The 20,678-nt window shown below is 54.6% G+C and carries 19 protein-coding genes and 1 pseudogene; 6 read left to right on the forward strand and 14 right to left on the reverse strand.

Features of this window, described 5'->3' with window-relative positions; all coding sequences use genetic code 11:
* Window positions 1–98: 98 nt before the first annotated feature.
* Together rhlE and dinG are read left to right on the forward strand one after the other, a co-directional pair.
* Window positions 99–1,484 (forward strand): ATP-dependent RNA helicase RhlE, encoded by a 1,386-nt coding sequence (gene rhlE, locus SPG90_RS02340; protein ID WP_196350305.1) that lies wholly within the window; start codon window positions 99–101, stop codon window positions 1,482–1,484.
* 97 nt (window positions 1,485–1,581) lie between these two features.
* Entirely contained in the window at window positions 1,582–3,759 is a 2,178-nt protein-coding gene (gene dinG / locus SPG90_RS02345) for an ATP-dependent DNA helicase DinG (RefSeq protein ID WP_322407899.1), read from the forward strand.
* Here the strand turns inward: dinG and SPG90_RS02350 are convergent.
* From SPG90_RS02350 to SPG90_RS02370, 5 genes are all read right to left on the reverse strand, one after another.
* A complete protein-coding gene (locus tag SPG90_RS02350) occupies window positions 3,746–4,249 on the reverse strand; it encodes a fimbrial protein (protein ID WP_047173460.1) in 504 nt (167 codons plus the stop codon). The genes dinG and SPG90_RS02350 overlap by 14 nt on opposite strands.
* Window positions 4,246–5,238: a fimbrial protein gene (locus tag SPG90_RS02355; protein ID WP_045403826.1), complete on the reverse strand. Its 993-nt coding sequence runs from the start codon at window positions 5,236–5,238 to the stop codon at window positions 4,246–4,248. The genes SPG90_RS02350 and SPG90_RS02355 overlap by 4 nt, the downstream gene beginning before the upstream one ends.
* A gap of 20 nt (window positions 5,239–5,258) precedes the next feature.
* A complete protein-coding gene (locus SPG90_RS02360; RefSeq protein ID WP_126302858.1) occupies window positions 5,259–7,802 on the reverse strand; it encodes a fimbria/pilus outer membrane usher protein in 2,544 nt (847 codons plus the stop codon).
* 25 nt (window positions 7,803–7,827) lie between these two features.
* Complete coding sequence (locus SPG90_RS02365; protein ID WP_126302857.1) at window positions 7,828–8,502, reverse strand: molecular chaperone; 675 nt, start codon at window positions 8,500–8,502, stop codon at window positions 7,828–7,830.
* Between the two features lie 68 nt (window positions 8,503–8,570).
* Window positions 8,571–9,107 carry a fimbrial protein gene (locus SPG90_RS02370; RefSeq protein ID WP_023310872.1) on the reverse strand — a complete coding sequence of 179 codons (537 nt, stop codon included), beginning with the start codon at window positions 9,105–9,107 and terminating at the stop codon, window positions 8,571–8,573.
* Window positions 9,108–9,372: 265 nt separating this feature from the next.
* Between SPG90_RS02370 and ybiB the strand changes: the two genes are divergently transcribed.
* Complete coding sequence (gene ybiB / locus SPG90_RS02375; RefSeq protein WP_023310873.1) at window positions 9,373–10,335, forward strand: DNA-binding protein YbiB; 963 nt, start codon at window positions 9,373–9,375, stop codon at window positions 10,333–10,335.
* Between the two features lie 115 nt (window positions 10,336–10,450).
* Here the strand turns inward: ybiB and ybiJ are convergent, their stop codons facing one another.
* From ybiJ to mcbA, 3 genes are all read right to left on the reverse strand, one after another.
* Entirely contained in the window at window positions 10,451–10,711 is a 261-nt protein-coding gene (gene ybiJ, locus SPG90_RS02380; protein WP_023310874.1) for a DUF1471 family protein YbiJ, read from the reverse strand.
* Window positions 10,712–10,996: 285 nt separating this feature from the next.
* Complete coding sequence (locus tag SPG90_RS02385; protein WP_029739810.1) at window positions 10,997–11,263, reverse strand: DksA/TraR family C4-type zinc finger protein; 267 nt, start codon at window positions 11,261–11,263, stop codon at window positions 10,997–10,999.
* Between the two features lie 122 nt (window positions 11,264–11,385).
* On the reverse strand, window positions 11,386–11,652 hold the full coding sequence (mcbA, locus tag SPG90_RS02390; RefSeq protein WP_023310876.1) for a DUF1471 family periplasmic protein McbA: 267 nt from the start codon (window positions 11,650–11,652) through the stop codon (window positions 11,386–11,388).
* Window positions 11,653–11,895: 243 nt separating this feature from the next.
* Here mcbA and rlmF point away from each other — a divergent pair, with 243 nt between their 5' ends.
* Window positions 11,896–12,807 carry a 23S rRNA (adenine(1618)-N(6))-methyltransferase RlmF gene (rlmF, locus tag SPG90_RS02395; protein ID WP_023310877.1) on the forward strand — a complete coding sequence of 304 codons (912 nt, stop codon included), beginning with the start codon at window positions 11,896–11,898 and terminating at the stop codon, window positions 12,805–12,807.
* A 48-nt stretch (window positions 12,808–12,855) separates the two neighbouring features.
* On the opposite strand, the gene ybiO is transcribed toward rlmF, so the two are convergent.
* The 5 genes from ybiO to SPG90_RS02420 form a co-directional block, all read right to left on the reverse strand.
* The gene (gene ybiO / locus SPG90_RS02400; protein ID WP_322407901.1) at window positions 12,856–15,069 is read right to left on the reverse strand and encodes a mechanosensitive channel protein; all 2,214 of its coding nucleotides are present in this window, start codon (window positions 15,067–15,069) and stop codon (window positions 12,856–12,858) included.
* A gap of 125 nt (window positions 15,070–15,194) precedes the next feature.
* On the reverse strand, window positions 15,195–15,917 hold the full coding sequence (glnQ, locus tag SPG90_RS02405) for a glutamine ABC transporter ATP-binding protein GlnQ (RefSeq protein WP_023310879.1): 723 nt from the start codon (window positions 15,915–15,917) through the stop codon (window positions 15,195–15,197).
* Window positions 15,914–16,573 (reverse strand): glutamine ABC transporter permease GlnP, encoded by a 660-nt coding sequence (glnP, locus tag SPG90_RS02410; RefSeq protein WP_014169254.1) that lies wholly within the window; start codon window positions 16,571–16,573, stop codon window positions 15,914–15,916. Before glnP ends, glnQ begins: the two co-directional genes overlap by 4 nt.
* 84 nt (window positions 16,574–16,657) lie before the next feature.
* On the reverse strand, window positions 16,658–17,401 hold the full coding sequence (gene glnH, locus SPG90_RS02415; protein WP_013097464.1) for a glutamine ABC transporter substrate-binding protein GlnH: 744 nt from the start codon (window positions 17,399–17,401) through the stop codon (window positions 16,658–16,660).
* 609 nt (window positions 17,402–18,010) lie between these two features.
* Window positions 18,011–18,751 (reverse strand): SHOCT domain-containing protein, encoded by a 741-nt coding sequence (locus SPG90_RS02420; RefSeq protein WP_226855144.1) that lies wholly within the window; start codon window positions 18,749–18,751, stop codon window positions 18,011–18,013.
* A gap of 87 nt (window positions 18,752–18,838) precedes the next feature.
* Between SPG90_RS02420 and SPG90_RS02425 the strand changes: the two genes are divergently transcribed.
* Both SPG90_RS02425 and SPG90_RS22350 read left to right on the forward strand, forming a co-directional pair.
* Window positions 18,839–19,570, forward strand: coding sequence for a hypothetical protein (locus SPG90_RS02425; protein WP_023310882.1), 732 nt, complete (start codon window positions 18,839–18,841; stop codon window positions 19,568–19,570).
* Window positions 19,571–19,770: 200 nt separating this feature from the next.
* A pseudogene (locus SPG90_RS22350) lies at window positions 19,771–19,975 on the forward strand (IS4 family transposase); the annotation flags it as partial.
* Between the two features lie 45 nt (window positions 19,976–20,020).
* Here SPG90_RS22350 and dps read toward each other — a convergent pair.
* Window positions 20,021–20,524, reverse strand: coding sequence for a DNA starvation/stationary phase protection protein Dps (gene dps / locus SPG90_RS02430; RefSeq protein ID WP_010428924.1), 504 nt, complete (start codon window positions 20,522–20,524; stop codon window positions 20,021–20,023).
* Window positions 20,525–20,678: the final 154 nt, after the last annotated feature.

The following is a 20,678-nucleotide window of genomic DNA, read 5'->3' on the forward strand; positions in this document are numbered from 1 at the left end:
ACTCCGCTCCTTCGCGACATTGTGGTTTTTGTCCTCCCCTATTCGTTATATCTCCCTGAAAACTACACCTGTGATGGTCGGGGCGGTTCGGAGTTTTTATGTCTTTTGATTCCCTTGGCCTGAACCCGGAAATTCTGCGCGCGATCGCAGAGCAGGGCTACGTTGAGCCAACCCCAATCCAGCAGCAGGCGATCCCCGCCGTTCTTCAGGGCCGTGACCTGATGGCGAGCGCCCAGACCGGTACCGGCAAAACCGCGGGCTTTACCCTGCCGCTGCTGGAACTGCTGGTAAAAAATCAGCCGCACGCCAAAGGCCGTCGTCCTGTCCGCGCCCTGATCCTGACCCCAACCCGCGAGCTGGCGGCGCAGATTGGTGAGAACGTGCGTGACTATAGCCGCTATCTCAACATCCGCTCGCTGGTGGTTTTCGGTGGCGTCAGCATTAACCCGCAGATGATGAAGCTGCGCGGCGGCGTGGACGTGCTGATAGCAACGCCGGGCCGTCTGCTGGATCTCGAACACCAGAACGCGGTGAAGCTCGATGGCATCGAAATTCTGGTGCTGGACGAGGCCGACCGCATGCTCGACATGGGCTTCATCCACGATATTCGTCGCGTGCTGGCCAAGCTGCCCGCGCGTCGTCAGAACCTGCTCTTCTCCGCGACCTTCTCCGACGAGATCAAGGCGCTGGCGGAAAAGCTGCTGCATAACCCGCTGGAAGTGGAAGTGGCGCGCCGCAACACCGCCTCTGAGCAGGTGACGCAGCACGTTCACTTTGTGGATAAAAAGCGCAAGCGGGAACTGCTCTCCCAGATGATCGGCCAGGGCAACTGGCAGCAGGTGCTGGTCTTTACCCGCACCAAGCACGGCGCCAACCACCTGGCGGAACAGCTGAATAAAGACGGCATCCGCAGCGCCGCCATTCACGGTAACAAGAGCCAGGGCGCGCGTACCCGTGCGCTGGCGGACTTTAAATCCGGCGACATCCGCGTGCTGGTGGCGACCGACATCGCTGCCCGTGGTCTCGACATTGAAGAGCTGCCGCACGTGGTGAACTACGAGCTGCCGAACGTGCCGGAAGATTACGTTCACCGTATCGGCCGTACCGGCCGCGCGGCGGCAACCGGTGAAGCGCTCTCTCTGGTCTGCGTGGACGAACACAAGCTGCTGCGCGACATCGAGCGCCTGCTGAAGAAAGAGATCCCGCGCATCGAAACCCCGGGTTACGAAGTGGATCCGTCGATCAAAGCCGAGCCGATTCAGAACGGTCGTCAGGGCGGCGGTGGACGCGGTCAGGGCGGCGGCGGTCGCGGTCAGCAGCCGCGTCGTGCCGAAGGTAGCGCGCCGAAATCATCCGGCAAACCGCCGCGTCGTAACAACGACAGCAAACCGGCGGGTGAAAACCCGTGGCGCAGCGGCGAAGGGAAACCGGCAGGAGAAGGGCAGCGTCGACGCCGCCCGCGCAAGCCCGCTAACCCGCAGTAATCTGGAAGCCCGGTCGTAAAGCCGGGCTTTTCTTTTTGCGGCAGCGAAGAGAAAGTGCCACAATAGTGGCTGTTTATACAGTGTTTCAGGTTTTCCGATGGCTTTAACCGCTGCGCTCAAGGCGCAAATTGGCGCATGGTATAAGGCGCTACAACAGCAGATCCCCGATTTTATCCCCCGAGCGCCGCAGCGGCAGATGATTGCCGACGTGGCAAAAACGCTCGCCGGGGACGACGGGCGACATCTTGCGATTGAAGCCCCGACCGGCGTCGGGAAAACCCTGTCGTATCTCATTCCCGGCATCGCGATTGCGCGGGAAGAGGACAAAACGCTGGTGGTCAGCACCGCCAACGTGGCCTTGCAGGACCAGATCTTTAGTAAAGATTTACCGCTGCTGCGCAAAATTATCCCCGACCTGCGGTTTACGGCAGCCTTTGGGCGCGGGCGTTACGTGTGTCCGCGTAACCTGGCGGCGCTGGCCAGCAGCGAGCCGAATCAGCAGGATCTGCTCGCGTTTCTGGATGACGAGCTGACGCCAAACAATAAGGCCGAGCAGGAGCAGTGTGCAAAACTCAAAGCCGAGCTCGACGGCTATAAGTGGGACGGCCTGCGGGATCACACCAGTCAGGCCATCAGCGATGACCTGTGGCGCAGGCTCAGCACCGACAAAGCCAGCTGCCTGAACCGCAACTGCCACTACTACCGCGAATGCCCGTTCTTTGTCGCCCGGCGCGAAATTCAGGAAGCCGAAGTGGTGGTGGCTAACCACGCCCTGGTAATGGCGGCGCTGGAGAGCGAAGCGGTGCTGCCGGAGCCGAAAAACCTGCTGCTGGTGCTTGATGAAGGTCATCATCTGCCGGACGTGGCGCGTGACGCGCTGGAGATGAGCGCCGAAATCACCGCGCCCTGGTTCCGCCTGCAGCTGGATCTCTTCTGCAAGCTGGTGGCGATCTGCATGGAGCAGTTCCGCCCGAAAACCACGCCGCCGCTGGCGGTGCCGGAGCGGCTGAGCGACCACTGCGAAGAGGTGTATAGCCTCATCTCATCCCTGAACAACATCCTGAATCTTTATCTTCCGGCAACCCAGGAAGCCGAACACCGCTTTGCGATGGGTGAGCTGCCGGAAGAGGTGATGGAGATTTGCCAGCAGCTGGCGAAGCATCTGGAAAAGCTGCGCGGGCTGGCGGAGATGTTCTTAAACGATCTCAGCGAGAAAACCGGCTCGCATGACGTGGTACGTCTGCACCGCGTTCTGCTGCAGATGAACCGCGCGCTGGGGATGTTCGAAGCGCAAAGCAAGCTCTGGCGTCTGGCCTCGATGGCGCAGGCGTCCGGCGCGCCGGTCACCAAATGGGCCACTCGCGAAGTGCGGGACGGGCAGGTTCATCTCTTTTTCCACTGCGTGGGCATCCGCGTGGCCGATCAGCTGGAAAAGCTGATCTGGCGCAGCGTGCCGCACGTTGTTGTCACCTCTGCCACGCTGCGCTCCCTGAACAGTTTTTCAAGGCTGCAGGAGATGAGCGGGCTAAAAGAGAAAGCGGGCGACCGCTTTGTGGCGCTGGACTCGCCGTTTAACCACTGCGAGCAGGGCAAGCTGGTCATTCCGCGCATGAAATTCGAGCCGCTTATTGATAACGAAGAGCAGCACATCGCTGAAATGGCGGCCTACTTCCGCGATCAGGTCGAGAGTAAAAAGTACCCCGGCATGCTGGTGCTGTTTGCCAGCGGGCGGGCGATGCAGCGCTTCCTCGAACACGTCACCGATCTGCGTTTACTCCTGCTGGTGCAGGGGGAGCAGCCGCGCTACCGGCTGGTGGAAACCCACCGTAAACGCATTGATAGCGGCGAGCGCAGCGTGCTGGTGGGGTTGCAGTCGTTTGCTGAAGGTCTGGATTTGAAAGGCGATTACCTGACGCAGGTGCATATCCATAAAATAGCCTTCCCGCCTATCGACAGCCCGGTGGTGATTACCGAGGGGGAGTGGCTGAAAAGCCTCAACCGCTATCCGTTTGAGGTGCAGAGTTTACCTGCGGCGTCGTTTAATCTGATTCAGCAGGTCGGCCGCTTGATACGTAGCCACGGCTGCTGGGGCGAGGTGGTGATTTATGACAAACGCCTGCTCACCAAAAATTACGGCCAACGGCTCCTGAACGCCCTGCCGATCTTCCCGATCGAACAGCCAGAGGTGCCCGAGGTAAAAAAACGCCCGGCAAAACCAGCCGCCGGGCGCAAGAAAAGCATCCGTGCTAAGGGGCGCAGTCCTACTGGTAAATGAAGGTCACCTGTACCACGCTGCTGAACGTTCCTGCCGTGACCGGCAATGAGGTGGCGTAATAGCGGGCGGCCAGCGGGAAATCCGCCGTGTGATTGTTCTGGTTGATCAGCACGCTGAAGCTGGCGTCCGGGGCAAGCGAGATCTGATCCTGCGGGTCGGCAAGCTCCAGCGCCAGTCCTTTCGCGGTTCCGGTGCTGGCGAATTTAGTCGGATGAAGGCTGTCTGGTTGACCGTGAAAGGTGGCCGTGGCCAGCACGGAAGTGGTTGGGCATTTCGACAGGGTTAAGTCGAATGATGTCCATTGTCCGGTATCGCCCACGTCCTTAAAATCGCCGGTATTCGCTTTGCCCAGATTGACCGTCAGGTTCTGGCTGGCGCTGTCCACCTGGCAGGCGTTGGCATAAATGTTTCCGCGAACATCGAGTTGAATTTCTTCCGCCAGGCTCTGGCTGGCCACACCAAGCAGTAAAAGGGTTAATAACGTTTTCATTTGTAGGCTACCGTAATGGTTGCGACGGCATTCGCCGTTCCGGGCGTCACCTCCGAACTGGTTTGTTCGTAAGAGACGCTGAAGGGATATTGCGACTGGACATTGGCATAGGCGGTAAAGGTATTCATATATTGCCCGAAAACAGGTATCTGACCGTCAAAGAGCATTTTCACCCCCACGCCGGTGGCGACGCCGCTTTCCGGCGTTAATTTGATCACGCCGGGAAAATTCGTTTCATAGCCATTGGCGCTGGTGATCATCATTTCCGGCTGTACATCCCGATCGCAGAGCATGCCGATATTGAATACCGACTGTGAGACCAGGGTTCCCGGACCGGTAAAACGGCTCACCGGAAAATCACCCAGCGTGACGGTCAGGGATTTAGGTGACACCGAACAGGTCACTGCTTTTACCTGAACATTGCCTGAGTAAGAGAGGGTATTAGGGTCACCCAGGGCCTCAACGCGTCCCACTGCAAGGTTGAATTGCGTATTGCTCATTGTCAGTGCGCCCGAAGCCACGGTTTCGCTGGTTTTTACCAGTTCCAGCATCACGTCAAAGCTAAAGGGGATGGTAGAGTCACTGTTTATCGTACCGGAGACCTGGCCTACGGGCATGTTCGCCGAACAAATCTGGTCCGCAGCGCCGGTCACGCGCTGTCCTTTATCATTTTTTAGCGAGATACCGATACCAGCAACGCCTGTTTCATAGACGCCAGGGAGCCCGGGGATCTCTTTGCCGAAGCCGTTGTAGCACGCGATGATTGGCTGACCCGCATCCGGCGCGTAGTAACAGTTTCCCGATATGTGCACGGTGCGTTCAGTTCCCGGAATGGTCGAACCCACGGGCAGGCTGGTGGAGACCGAAATCGACGTTAATGATAGTAGCGCGGGCAGGCTCGGCGATTGGCAAGAAGCTTTTGCGTGCGGCATAAAGAGTGCTGCCGTCGCCAGAACTAAAAGTAAGAAAAATGATTTTGCTATCTGAATCATGATCGGTCCGGTGTTAATCAGTGACACTGCGCCGCAGCATTAATAATGTTGGTGTTATCCTTCTCTTGCATCAGGGCGTAATCGGCGACGCAATGCTCGCTCCCCTCCTTGCCCCAGGAAACGAAAAGGCGTCCGTGCTGCGGCAGTCCGGTGAGATACACCAGGCCGTCGTTACCGACGATAAATTCACTGCTCTTATCTTCCGTGGTAACCGTTGCGCCGAAGGGCAGCGGTTTATCATTCCAGGCGAGGGTCATTAAGACGCGGTTGCCCACGCGAGTATCGAAGCTGGCGCGAACTACCGCGCCGCGTGATGGTGTTACCGTCTGCGAGGCGTGCGTGACGTCGGCATCGTCTGGCAGTGTCTCCGTGTCCAGTGAAATGGGGTTGTGACGCCACGGCGTGACAAAGGGCACCAGCGTATAGCCGCGAGAGTCCGTTTCCACGCCCGTCTGGTTGGCAACGTGCGTGCCGTGTGTTCCCGGCGCTTTAATCAGCACCACGGTTTCGCCCAAGGTCTGACCGAAGGTGACGCCGTCAGAGTGGGCGACGATGCCGCCCTGGATCCCGGCGCTCACGGTGTGCTGATGGCTGTCCTGGCTGACGCCCCCGCGTATTTCACCGTAGGTACCTTTGTAATCCGCATTCATACTGGTAGAAGTGTTGTTATTGGCGCTGTCCAGTCCCTGCTGAACGTTCCAGCTCAGCTTGTCTCCCTCCAGCGCGGTACCATTCAGGCCCAGATTGTGGGTGGTGCCGTCTTTACCGTTGTTCAGGCTGTAGTTTGCCCAGGTGTCAGGCAGCCAGCGGTCGAGCGGAACCGACACGTTGAGGCCGATTTGTTGGTCATCGCTGATGGATTTACCGTCCTCGTCCGTGTCGTCGCTGTTTTTATTGACGCTGTAGCTCAGGCTATAGCTCACGCCGTGCCAGCTGTTGTTGTAGCTCACGCTCAGGGAGGTCATATCCTGACTCTGGCTCCAGTAACGCTCTTTCACCAGGCTTAGCGTCACCGAACCCCACTTATCGCCCAGCGTCTGGTCGATGGTGGCCTCCGCTCGTGCGCGGCGCTGCTGTGGAGCGGACCAGTCGTTTGCACGAGTCCAGGACTCCATAGTGTCCTGCAGGGTGTAAAAGCCTTTGCTGTTGTAGCGATAACCCGCCAGCGAGAAGCTAGTGCCGGTCGCGGTAAAATTTTTGCTATAGCGCAGACGAAGGGATTGCCCTTTGCTGGTTTTGCGCTTTTTCAGTAACGCTTTGGCGCGGGTAACGTCTAAGGAGAACGCGCCGAGGTCGCCAACGTTTTTCCCTGCGCCGAGCGCGGCGGAGTGGTAATGCGAACTCTGCTGCGTACCGCCGTAAAGGGTGACCCCGTGTGACAGGCCATAGATGGCGCTGCCCTGGGCGAAAGGGGTCTTCTCAACCTCTTTATCGTATGAACGGTAACGCCCTGCCGCGACGCTGTATTTCAGGTGTTTTTCCCGCTGCAGCACCGGCACGGAGGCAAACGGCACCACGAAATGACTCTCGCTACCGTCGGTCTCTTTTACCGTGACGTTCAGATCGCCGCTGCTGCCGGTGGGGTAGAGATCGTTAATCTCAAACGCGCCGGGGGCCACGGTGTTTTGATAGATAACGTAGCCATTCTGGCGAACCACCACCTGGGCATTACTGTGCGCCGTGCCGCGTACCACCGGGGCATAACCGCGCTCGCTGTCCGGCAGCATGTCGCTTTCGGTAGCCAGCTGTGCGCCAGTGTAAGAGACGCTGTCGAAAACGTCGGCCTGGGTGCTGCTCTGCCCCACGGTCAATTCGCTCTTCAGCCCCACGATATCGCGCTGGGCATAGGTATAGACCGGGGTCAGCTTGCCGTCGTCCTGACCCCCGTCCGAATTGTGGTTCCAGGTACTGTAATTACGCACGCGCCAGGCACCGGCGTTAAAGCCGGGGCGCAGATTAATAAACTGGCTGCTGTTGTCCGCTTTCCCCTGTTGGCGGGCGCGGCTTTGGCTGGCGTTAACGCTATAGTTCAGGATGCCCGCGGTGATCCCTTCGTCATACTCTTTCGGATCGATGTAGCCGCGAGGCACCTGGCCCAGCGCCGACTGGGGAATACTCAGCAGTAGTTGCTGGTTTTTGATGCGGAAAGTCGCCGAGGCCGAAGGGATGGCGCTGAGATCCGCGCATTCCCCTTTTGCCGCCAGCTTTGGATAATCTTTTGTTTTGATGCCCAGATGCGTTAATTCATCCAGACTCAGGCAGGGCTGCAGGGAATCATCTCCCTGCGCATCTTTTTGTAATGTAAAAAGGACGTCACGGGTGTCGATTTTATTGTTATTGACGAACATCGTTACCTGATATTTGCCTGGCGCCTGACCGGGACCTTTTTCATAAACAGAGAGATCGGTCTTTGCCTGCTCTGGATTATCAATATCCAGCAGGGCAGGGTTAAAATAATCATCAGCGTGGGCCTGGAGCGCGCAGCATGTCACCGCTATCCCACAAAAAGTGGGCAGCATTTCACGCAGTCGACGTAATAGCGGCTTAGTTGTGCTGTACATGATTATCCAGGCGTCGAATAGAGTATTAACGAACGGATGCAGACCAGGTTTTACTGATGCTTCCGTAATCGTTAATGACCGACCAGCTCACGGTGTTACCGCTCATATTTGACGGAAGGGCAAAGCGGGTAGCGGTATTTGGCACAGCCCAGGTCGCTTTTGTTACTTTTTGGCCGTTCAGCGTTACGCTCTGGAAATTCATATAAAAAGGAGTAGGGTTGTTGACCACCAGATCGTTGCCTTCGCGGTGCCATTCCAGTTTATCAGCCACCGCTTCGGGTTTGCCTTTAATCGAAGTAGGGCGATACAGCAATTTAATACGGGTATTAATGGCGATTTGTAATGTATTAACGCCCTCTTCATGGCTTGAAGAAGGAATGGCTTTAATATTTAACCAGTACAACGACTCGCGATCTTCCGGCATATTTCCGCCGGTGCGTACCACGCGCAGCACGTTATCTTCTTTAGCATTCAGACGGAACAGCGGCGGGGTAATCAGAAACGGTGCTTTACCGCCTTTTTTCAAACCGGTATCCACCCCGGATTGTACCAGATAGTTAATATCATCCGGATTGGAAACCCCAATCGAAGACTCTTTTTTCTCTCCCTGATAAACCAGTCGGGTGCCATTAATGATCACACCTGCATGGGCTGTTACTGCGGTCAGTAAAAGCGCGCTTAATAAATAACTGTGTCGCATAAATATGTCTCAAAGAAAGAGGAGATAGTAACCTTTGCGTGAAGGCGAATATCTCCTCATTAAACGTATCAGTTATAAATAACGGTAAAAGTAGAGGCTGAGTTAGCCTGCCCGGCCGTGATCGCAGCCTGAGTCTGAATATAACGTGCGCCAAACTCCAGATTAGTTACCGTCGTTCCAGGAGTTAAAGGATACTGCTTTGAAGGCGTATACAGACTGACGGGCTGTTCGGATGAATCAACCAGCTGAATCGCCACGCCGGTTGCAGTTGTCGCACCCGGGGTTAAGGCCAGCGTGGTATTATTATCCGCATCGGGCGTACCACCGAAGTTGATGGCTGCAGACGTGACCGTTTCCGGGCAGTCTTTTAACTGAATATCAAATTTCGTTAAGGTGCTGGTAGAGCCTGCGCCGGTAAATGTTGTTTTGGATACTTTGCCCAGCGCAACATTCAGCGGACTGCTTAAACCGTTCACCACCTGACAGGCGGAATCGATAATTTCACCCGTGAAGTTAATTTGCCCTTCGCCGGTGGATGCCGCGAAAGAAGATGCAGAGCATCCCAAAGCGGCAGCAATGAATAAACCTAAAATGACTTTTTTCATATTTAAACCTGTATGTTTCTCCTTTCGACCTCTGCGTCCCGCATTATTCGAAGTTATGTCTCAACTACTCACCGCTGGCTATTTAATCAGAAAATTCAGGCCGGGAAAGATCCCGCGAAGCTTCCAAATAATTCAATTAATTCTTGCAAAATAATTTTTTTACTAAAACAATTGATTATAAAAATCCGCAGGGCGGGCAAAAAAACTAACAGCGGAGTCATCATCAGGGCTATATTGTTGATAACCTGCTGTAAGGAGAAATGTCGTGGATTATCGCAAAATTATCAAAGAGGTAGGGCGCGGGAAAAATCATGCCCGCGATCTGGACCATGAAACCGCGCGTGCGCTTTATACCCGCATGCTGGAGGGCGACGTCCCCGACCTGGAGATGGGGGGCATTCTGATCGCGCTGCGTATCAAAGGCGAAGGTGAAGCGGAGATGCGCGGGTTCTATGAAGCCATGCAGGCGCAAACGCTGCGCTTAACGCCGCCGGTGGCAAAACCCATGCCGATCGTGATCCCGAGCTACAACGGCGCGCGCAAGCAGGCAAATTTAACTCCATTGCTCGCAATCTTATTACACAAGCTGGGATTTCCGGTGGTGGTGCACGGCGTAAGCGAAGATCCCACCCGCGTGCTGACGGAAACCATTTTCGGGATGTTGGGCATCGAGCCAACGCGTCATGCCGGTCAGGCGCAGGCGAAGCTGGATGGCCATCAGCCTGTTTATATCCCGGTCGGCACGCTCTGTCCGCCGCTGGAAAAGCAGCTCGATATGCGCTGGCGCATGGGCGTGCGCAACAGCGCGCACACGCTGGCGAAACTGGCCACGCCGTTTGGCGAAGATGCCGCCCTGCGTCTCTCCAGCGTTTCGCATCCGGAATACGTGGCGCGCGTGGGGCAGTTCTTTGAGGCAATTGGCGCAAGGGCGTTACTGATGCACGGCACGGAAGGCGAGGTTTATGCGAACCCGCAGCGCTGTCCGCAGGTGATGCTGATCGATTCTGCCGGAACGCGCGCCGTTCTGGAACGCGGGGAAGAGAATAGCGGTGTGATATTGCCTGAGGCAAAAGATCCCCATACCACAGCCCACTGGATTGAGCAGTGCCTCGCCGGAAATGTTCCTGTTCCGCATTCCATAAAGCTGCAGATGGCCTGCTGTTTGCTGGCAACCGGAGAAGTGGAATCCGTCCAGGCCGGCCTTGAACGCGTGGCGCAGGCGTTTTAGACAAAAAAAGCCCGTCCAGTGGCGGACGGGCAAGCAAGGGTAACAACAACAGGGTCAATGAGGGTGGAGCAGCTCACCAGAGGGTATGGCGAGGGTACAGCATTCGTTCAGTCGATTATTTGTAGATAACCGCGGTACCGCTCAGCTTGTTATTGCCGTTAGCGGAGGTAATGGTGTATCCGCTTGCACCGGCAGCAGCGGCTTTCTCAGCCAGTTTGGCTTCCAGACCGTCCAGGGTGGTTGCGCCATCAGCACTCACCACACCGACTTTGTTCATGTTCTGTGCCTGAGTGGAAGAGACTGGCTCTACAGCGAAAGCGCCGAAAGACAGAGCGGACAGGGCAACAGCAGCTACAGCATATTTGATGGTTTTCATAATTAATCTCTCGCAGGTGTTTCTGTTAAGGGGACAATGTTCCGTCGATGTGATAAGTATCACGGTTTTTTGCGAGTGATAAAATCGAAGAGAATTGACGTGGTTGCTCAAAAAAATTGAATGACAAATAACTTATTGAATATTAATAAATTCAAAGCACCACTTTACACTTCTTGCGGATGCGCTTTACCGAAGCGATACGAAGGGCACGTTTTGCTACGCGTCTGGCTAAAAACCGTGAGCGTAAAGGAACGCGCGCGCTCGGTTAGCTTTGGTAAAGCAAAGTCAACGTAACTGGCTGTCTTTCGAACCTCTGCGATTATATCCCGAGTGTGATGCATTTTTTGAATCTTTATGCTGTTGGCACGTGATGCAAAGCCGCACGCCGGGAATGGCTTTTCGGCGCGCCTCCGGAATGGGTTCTCCGCATTCTTCGCATTCCGTTAGGCTTTCACCGCGCGGAATTTCACCGCGGGCACGCGCAACCGCATCTTCAATAGTACTGTTGATCTGTTCGTTAACAGCGTCGTCATTTGCCCAGCCGGAAGCCATAGCGTCCTCCTGAAATCGGTTTAGGCCATATGTTTACTATGGGGTTAAAAAATGAACAATCAAGGCGAAGAGAGAAGTGAACTGCACCCGTTGAGCAGATGCAGTCTTGTGGAAGAGACAGATTATTTATAAATGGTCGCAGTGCCGTACATATGGTTATCTCCGCCAGCGGAGTTCACCACGAATCCTTTTGCACCTTCCTGACGGGCTTTTTCGGCGAGCTTATCCTGTAGATCGTCAAGGTTACTGGCACGGCTTACCGAAACGGTGCCCGCAGCACGTAGCTGGCTCGTATCGGTACTTTGGGTCAGTGACTGAACGGCCATGGCAGAGAAGGACGCGGTCGCCAGGGCGGCTGCGATAACAGCAAGGGTCAGGTACTTTTTCATAATCACATCCTCATGAGGAAACAACAGGTGATTCCCTTTAAGTTTAGAAGCCTGACGAGTGTGACTTAGCGCAAATATTTGATGATGATCTGCTTATTTTTTGAACAATGTAAATTGACAATTCGCTGACGGATCATAGACATAAAGGTGTTTGATTTATGGCGGGTTTTTGAGTGTAGCAGAGAAAGATTTACCGTTGGGCCAGCAAAGAGTATCTTACGCCGCTGTTTAAAGGAGAATGCCATGACTGCCCAAAAGCCGGGATTGCACCCGCGAAATCGCCACCGCAGCCGCTACGACATGAACGCGTTATGCCTGAGCTGCCCGCCGCTGCAGGACTATCTTGTTCAGACCCCTGCGGGTGAATCCTCGGTCAACTTTGCTGACCCGCAGGCGGTTAAAATGCTGAACAAAGCCCTGCTGGCGCATTTTTACGGTGTAGCTCACTGGGATATCCCGGAAGGCTTTCTCTGTCCACCTGTGCCGGGCCGCGCTGACTACGTACATCACCTTGCCGACCTCCTTGCCGAAGGCAATGAGGGTGTCGTTCCACAGCAGGCCACCATCCTGGATATTGGCACCGGTGCGAACCTGATTTACCCGCTGATAGGGGCGCATGAATATCAGTGGCGCTTTACCGGAAGCGAAATCGGTGACGAGGCCTTTGCCAGCGCCCAGGCGATTATCAGCGCTAACCCGGGATTGAGCCGCGCCATTCGCCTGCGTCGTCAGAAAGACGCGGCGTCGATATTCAACGGCATTATTCACAAAAACGAAAGCTATGACGCCACGATGTGCAACCCGCCGTTCCATGATTCGGCGGCATCGGCCCGTGCGGGCAGCGAGCGCAAGCGCCGTAACCTGGGTCAGGCTGAAGATGCCGCGCTGAACTTCGGCGGACAGCAGCAGGAGCTCTGGTGTGAAGGGGGCGAAGTGGCGTTTATCCTGCGCATGATTGCGGAAAGCAAACAGTTTAGCCGTCAGGTGAAGTGGTTTACGACGCTGGTTTCCCGGGGGGATAACCTGCCGCCGCTCTACCGCGCGCTGACCGAAGCGGGCGCCGTAAAAGTGGTGAAAAAAGAGATGGCGCAGGGCCAGAAACAGAGCCGCTTTATCGCCTGGACGTTTATGGACAACAACAAACGTCGCAAATAGCACTCCGTCGTAGGCCGGGTAAGGCGAAGCCGCCACCCGGCAACCAGGTCACAGCGTCGGCTCCTGCGGAGGGAGCGGCGATGCGGGCGGCGGCAATACCTGATACGTCTGCACGGGCATCCGCACGTTCGCCAGATCAAAGTGTTTTTTCACCATGCTGTCGAGCGCAAAGCGCACCGTCCACTGCTTCAGCGGCTGGGTGGTGAACGACACGCGCAGGGTAAAGGCTGTGTTCGTCAGCCCGACGATGCCGGCAAATGACGGCTCTCCGATCACCAGCCCGCGAATATCCTCCATCTCCATCAGTTCTTCTACCGCATCGCGAAGTGCCTGCTTCGCTTTGTCCGCATCCTCGTGGCGATCCACATCGTAGTTCGCCACAACGGAACCAATGCCGCGCACAAAGTTGGCGAAGGTGGTGATCGAAGACCAGGGAATGATGTGGTACGCCCCGGTGTCCTGACGCACGCCAACCGAGCGGATGGACATCCTCTCCACGGTGCCGGTTAACGGCCCGATGGTCACCAGATCCCCCGTGTTCATCCCGTTTTCAAACTGAATGAAGATACCGGTAATAATATCCTTCACCAGCGTTTGAGAGCCGAAGGAGATGGCCAGCCCCAGGGCACCGGCACCCGCCAGCAGCGGGGCGATATTCACGCCGATTTCCGACAGCACGATCATGATGGTGATGGTGCTGATAATCACCGCCAGCGCGTTGCGGAACAGGGTTAACAGCGTTCTTGCCCGTGCGCTGGGCAGGGGCCTGCCGTGAATATCCGATACCAGGCGGTTCTCAATAAGGCTCGCCAGCAGCGTCCAGCCGACGGCAGAGAAGAACAAAATCAGCGCGATGCGAATCAGAATGTCGACCGTTTTTTCACCTGCGCCGTTATGCAGCCAGTTCCAGAAATCAAACAGGCTCCACGCGTTAAGGAGCAGCATGATCGCCACGCAGACGGTGAGAATGCGCGCCACCTTGAGGGATACCGACATCCAGCCGTTCACCCGTTTTTGCAGTTCCGGGTAATTACGCTGTACCTGCGGCGACAGGGTGATGGTTTTCGAGATCCAGCGCGACAGCAGCCCCGAGACAAATGCCGCGATGCCGATAATGGCCAGGCTTTTGAATGTTGCCCCCATCATAAATTTCAGGCTGTTTCCCGGGTCGAACAGCGAGAAGAAGCACAATACGATGAAGTAGGCGCTTGCCAGCCAGTGCCACACCAGGGCGAATGCGCGAATAAACAGGCTGAAGAACGAGAGGGAACGATCGGCCAGATGCAGCAGGCTCTCAGTGATGGTCTTTTTATTGTGGAAGATAAGGTACAGCGACCAGACGGTAATGCAGAGCATGATAATGACGTTTGCCAGCGCGCCAAACTGGACGTTCACCTGGTTGGAGATGATCGGCACGGCAACCAGCAGACCGTAGCCAATCAGCCCGCTGAGCACGCTCAGGCGCAGCGCCCAGTATGTTGCGCTCTCGTCCCGAATGGAGAAGGGACGCAGCGCCGGCACGTGAGGGCAAAAGAGTAACCGCAGCAGCGCCTTGAAGAACTCAATCAGGGCAAAGGCATTCAGGAAAAGCGACTGCTGGAAGGCGATGGTTTTGTTGCCCGCGTTCAGCCTGTCGGCCAGCATCTGGCCTAAGAACAGCGTCAGCGCCAGCAGCAGTAAATCGATGATAAAGGCTGAGGCGATCATCAGCGGCAGGTGCAGCCAGCTGCTTTTCTGCTGATTCTTTCTGCGTCCCCATTGCCCCATTTTGCGGTACAGCGGCCACGCGCACAGGCGCACCAGCCAGTAAAAAAGGAAGACTGCACCGGCCAGCATCAGGAACTGCATGGCGGCGGCGGTAAACGTTTGTGGGTTAAACGGCTTATGCGGTGAGCCAATCAGGTTGCGGTAGAGCTGGGCAAAGCGCGAGGAGAGCGCTTCCCCATAGTGGCGGCTCACGTCAGTGACATTTTCCAGCACCGTTTTTTGCTCCTCCACCTGCGGAGGGGTGAGGGTCGGAACGGTTTCCTGGGGCGGTGTGGCGGCGGCTTTGCGCAGCTGGCCAATGAGCTCCTGCCGGGAGGTGTCGTTTTCAAGGACGTCGGCAAGCGCGCCGTAGGCGGCTTTTTTCTGTTCAACATCGGGTTCCGGAGGCGGCGTACTTTGCTGGGTAGCGGTGTTCCCGGTGGTCACTCCGGGGATCGCGACGGCGAACGATGGCGCACTAAACAGGCTATTCAACAGCAGCAGGATCCACGGCACGGCGTCCTCCGGTGAAAATGTCGAACAAAATGATAAGTATAGAAGTCGGGACGCGGAGGGGGATTTTTGGGAACAATCTGGCGTAAAAAAGCCGGGCATGCCCGGCTTACGTTTGAAGCGAACAATCAGGAGACGTGCTGCAGGAACTCCTGCAAACGCTGGCTCGGCGGGTTCGCAATCAATTCCTGCGGGTTACCGTCTTCCGCGATACGGCCTTTATCAATAAAGATCAGGCGGGACGCCACTTTTTCAGCAAAGCCGATTTCGTGGGTCACGATAACCATCGTCATCCCTTCTTCCGCCAGATCCTGCATGACTTTCAGCACCTCGTGGCGCAGCTCCGGGTCGAGTGCGGACGTAGGCTCATCAAACAGCATCATTTTCGGTTTGACCGCCAGGGCGCGAGCAATCGCCACACGCTGCTGTTGGCCGCCTGACAGCTCGGAAGGGTAGTGGTGCGCACGTTCTGCCAGGCCGACTTTCGCCAGCAGATCTTTTGCCAGCGCTTCCGCCGCCGCTTTGCTGGCACCGCGCACGCGCAGTGGGCCAAACATCACGTTTTCCAGCGCCGTGAGGTGCGGGAACAGGTAGAACTGCTGGAACACCATGCCCGCTTCCTGACGAATCAGACGGTCGTCCACTTTTGGGTCGTTTACCTTCAGGCCGTCGACGATCAGATCGCCGCTGGTGATCTCTTCCAGCTTGTTGATGCAGCGCAGCAGGGTGGATTTACCGGAGCCGGATGGCCCAATAATCACCACCACTTCACCCTGTTTGATGTTCAGATCGATATTGTGCAGCACCTGGGTTGGGCCAAAGTGCTTGGAAACGTTTTTAAATTCAATCACAGGATTTTCATCCTTCTTTCAAGACGACGCAGAACGAAGCTCAGAACCAGAGTAATGATCAGGTAGACAACGGCTACCGCACTCCAGATTTCCAGCGCGCGGAAGTTGCCTGCAATGATCTCCTGCCCCTGACGGGTCAGTTCGGCCACGCCGATAACAATGAACAGCGACGTATCTTTAATGCTGATGATCCACTGGTTACCGAGCGGCGGCAGCATGCGACGCAGCGCCAGCGGCAGAATAACGTGGCGGATCGTTTCGCGACGAGAAAGACCTAGCGCCAGACCGGCTTCACTGAAACCTTTATGAATCGACAGCACCGCACCGCGGGTGATTTCCGCAATGTAGGCGCCTGAGTTGATCATAATGGTGACGACGGCCGCGCTGAACGGGTCGATGCGCAGGTCGGTGAACGCCATAGGCAGGGCGAAGTAGATGAACATGACCTGCACGACAATAGGCGTGCCGCGGATCACTTCGATGAAAACCAGTGCGATGTGGTTTGCGATCCAGCCGCCGTAGGTGCGGGCGAAACCGGCGACAAGACCGATAATCAACCCACCAACCAGACCCAGGACCGAAATCCACAGGGTCATTTTAGCGCCTTCAAGCAAGATAGGAATGGCAGGCCAGATGGCGCTCCAGTCAAACTGCATGATAATTTCCTGTTACTGTTACCGTGTTTCAAAAATAGCAGGGGCGAAAGGTCGCCCCCGAGTGAACGTCATTTTTACGTCTTATTATTTAGGCTCGGTACCGAACCATTTTTTGTAGATTTCGTTGTAGGTGCCGTTCTCTTTCAGCGTTTTCAGCGCGCCGTTAACTTTCGTGCGCAGGTCGTCGCTGCCTTTCGGGAATGCGATACCGTACTGCTGCGCTTCCAGAGACTCGCCAACGGCTTTGAACTTGCCGTTACCGGCTGTCTTAATGAAGTACAGGATGTTAGGCGTGTCGTGCAGAACAGCGTCAGCACGGTTGGTGCCGAGTTCCATGTACGCGTTGTCGATGTTCGGGAACTGACGCAGGTCTTTGGTTTTGATATTTGCTTTCGCGTAATCAACAGAACCGGTGCCGCTCTTCACTGCCACCACTTTGCCGTCGAGATCTTTCACGCTTTTTACGTCGTTATTATCGGCTTTGACCATGACCAGCAGGCCGCTTTTGTAGTAGCCGTCAGAGAAGTCGATCGCTTTTTTACGTTCATCGGTAATGGTGATGCCTGCCAGTGCCAGATCAACGTTTTTGGTTTGCAGTGCCGGGATGATACCGCTGAAGTCCATTGGCTTCAGGGTGTAATCCAGCTTGAGTTCTTTTGCGATAGCGGCCCACAGATCCACATCAAAACCAACGTATTTATCACCCTGTTTGAATTCAAACGGAACGAACGCCGTGTCGGTCGCCACAACCAGTTTGTCGGCAGCCTGAGAGGACACTGCAAAAGCCAGGGTAAGTGCAGCCAGTGAAACTTTTAATACAGACTTCATAGCATTTCCTTTTATATCCACGGGGCGATCCCCTGCGAGAACAGGTGGCACAATGAAAAAATCGTGCCAACTTTACAAGCTATTGTTTTACAAAGGGGATGGTGTCATGCATTGCACAATAAATGGGGCAATGAGGTGTTATTGCACCAAACTGGAGCACCGTTTTGGTGCGCTTCGTTTGGCTCAACTGACTGGGAGATATTTAGCGTAAATTCTGACGAAAAAACAATCTTCCGTTAACGGTTGTGTGAGGTGATTATTACATTTCGTTCACTTTTGCAGGTGTGCAGGCAAAAAGTGTGCACCATAGATGTGCAAAACCCTCACCAATGGCACAGGTGACAGGCAGCTGAAACTGAAAGTGTCAAAACAGGCACGGAAAGAGAAACCTTCACTGCCAGAGTACTGATATGTCTGAGGGATATCTTGTGAGGTGCACGGCGTAGAGAAAATGGTGCTGACATCGCTGCCGCGGACCGCTATTACGGCGTGAGGCAACAAACGCCCCCGACCAGCAAGGCCGAGGGCGATTAAGATAGCAAAAACCGTTCTCCGGTGAATTGGCTGCGGAATCCAATAATTTCCCCAGTTAATCCGGAGGAAGGAACGTTAAATCAGCTCCATTAATTTGCTTTTTTTGGCCTGGAATTCTTCTTCCGAAATGATCCCGCTCTCTTTGAGTTCGGAAAGCTTTTTGAGCTGCTCATAGGGATCCTGATGGGTCATAGCCGGTTCGGCTATTGGTGTTTCCGTCTTTACTCCGCGGCCAGCTTCAATCGCCTCAATCAGGGCGAGTTCTGCATCCTTGCTGAACATCTTAAATTCCAGATCGTCGTGGGAAGTATGGATCCGAATGACCCGGTGACCCAGCGTGGACTTGCGTTCAATCGACGTAATGGATTTTAACGGGATAGTCTCAATCACCTCGCCGAGAAAACCTTTACGGTAGAATGCCACTCGCTGGCCCGTAACGATCAGTGCACCGTTGTGCTGTTTGTCCTTACCCTGTCCCATCACTTTGCCGATATAACCTTCTCCCCACTGCAGAACGGCTTCACCAGGATTGAGATGGTTTGCTTCGAATTTGCTGACGTGCTTATTTTCTTTCATCAAAAAACTCCCTTTAAGAAGACCGATGCATTTGGCCTGCATCGGATTGAAGTCACTGCAAAATGAATCATCTATCATATTGCATACCCGGGATAACTGCACTTCTTGAAAGGCGATTTTGTACACGGTATTTACCGGATGATCTGCTTCAGACGCGGAGGGGTCAGCGAGCGGATGCGAAGAAAGAATCCTGCCGGCAGAATGAAGACGACCGCCACGTCTCTTCCGGTGCTGGCGCATAAGAGTGAATTACTCCCTAATTAGATCTTATTTTTCTGATAATATGACATTGTTTTTTAATGGATATATACAGTCAAAAGGATAACGATGAGCACTTTTCTTTCTTTAATCGCATTTATTCTGTTTGTAGCCTTTATTATTGGCCTGATTAAACCTTCGCTGGTCAAAATGCCCGGTCGTAAGCAAGTCAGTGCCGTTTATCTGGGCGGTTTTCTGGGCCTCTGCGTAATCAGTGCCATCCTGCTACCGGCCGACCGCAGTCCGGCCGTCGTGAAAAAACAGGATCAGCCGCAGAATGCGGACGTCTCCCCGCCGCCTTTCAAATATGCCGATAAAACCCTTACCGAGTATCGTAGGGAGCGTAAGGATACGCGACACAAGATTGTGGCTGCTTATATGGCATATCGTCAGGTGCCCGTCGCGTCAGAAGAGGGGTTTTATGCCTGCGTGAGCCAGAACAGCTACACCACGCAGGGTGACACACCGTTTGGCGTGATAGCGAACTGGTGTTTCACTGAATACCGTTCCAGTCCTGAGATGCTGGCAAAACGCATCAACTTCGATACATTTCAGGATAATTTTAGCGGTTGGAACGGGGCTTATCGTCCGTTAGAGGCCATGATCAAAGCCGACATGCATGATGATTCCTCCTACAAACACCTCTCCACACGGTATCATCTGGTTCTGACCGACGATCCGCATGCCACGATAGATACCACATTCCGTGGCACCAACGCCTTTGGTGGCGTAGTCAAAGAGACTGTCTCTGCGCGGGTAGATCTGCGAACCGGGAATGTTATTTCGATCGTTGAACAGTAAGGGCAGCAAGCTTCCTCGTCTGTTCGTGCGAGTGAAGGGCCAACAGCGAGGCTGCTTTTTTAACATTCATTGAAAATATGATTTGTATCATATGTCTTGCTCTCTTTTTTCGCCGAAAAATTAAGCATTAGCGTTTGGCGGCAGAGCGATTATGCGCTCTGCCGTTTTTTTATCCTCGACCCGACGTTAACACCTTGCTCAAGATCGCGTCCTGGCTTATAGCGACGGACATGCCAGTGCTGGAAATAGAGCGTCACCAGGAACCGTCTCGAAAAAGCTGGAACATCTGCGTGGAAATCTGGAAGCGTTGTTCATAATAAAACGCCCCCGACCATGAAGGCCGCGGGCGGTTAAGATATCAAAACCATTTATTCAGTGAAACACAGTGCCGCTCCGCTTATGTGAACGGCATCGCGTCATGGCGAGGGTTTAATAGAGCAATTATATGAATTACTCGATGTTAGATTCGATAAACCACAGGAATTGATCAAGGTCGCGTGACGCGGCGGTGAAAATGTCTGCGGTATCTTCGTCTTTGGCTTCGCCAATCGCTTTGCGCACGTCATTGGCCACAATCGCATAGCGGTCCGCCAGCTCTTTAAGGTGATCCTGAACGGTATGGATATCCAGCGGATAACTCTTCAGTGGCGTTTTGCTGTTGATCACCTGTGTGGTACCAAGCGCCACGCCGCCCAGCTGAACGGCACGTTCAGCCATCGTATCGAGGTGGGTTACCAGTGCTGTGCGGAAGCCATCCAGCATTTCATGAACGGCAATAAAGTTTGCACCGCGCATATTCCAGTGGGCCTGTTTGGTGATCAGCGAAAGATCGATGAACTGGATCACCTGGCGATTCAGCAACTCAATGGTCGCCTTCTTGTCGCTATCCGATACATCGTTACGGGTATAAAGCAGATTAGACGCTTTCGTTTTCACCAGTTTAGCGGTACTCATAATCTCATATCCTCTTGATGTTTATGTCCCAGGTAATTACGGAACTAAGTATAGCACCGGATTTTTTCTCTGCGGTTTGGCTATGCCTATCGGTTTAATAGCGAGAAGTGGCTTGAGAATTTAATTTATTGAAATTAATGGGTAATTTTTAAAT

This window comes from Enterobacter sp. D2 (assembly GCF_034427575.1).
GTDB lineage: Bacteria > Pseudomonadota > Gammaproteobacteria > Enterobacterales > Enterobacteriaceae > Enterobacter > Enterobacter cloacae_M.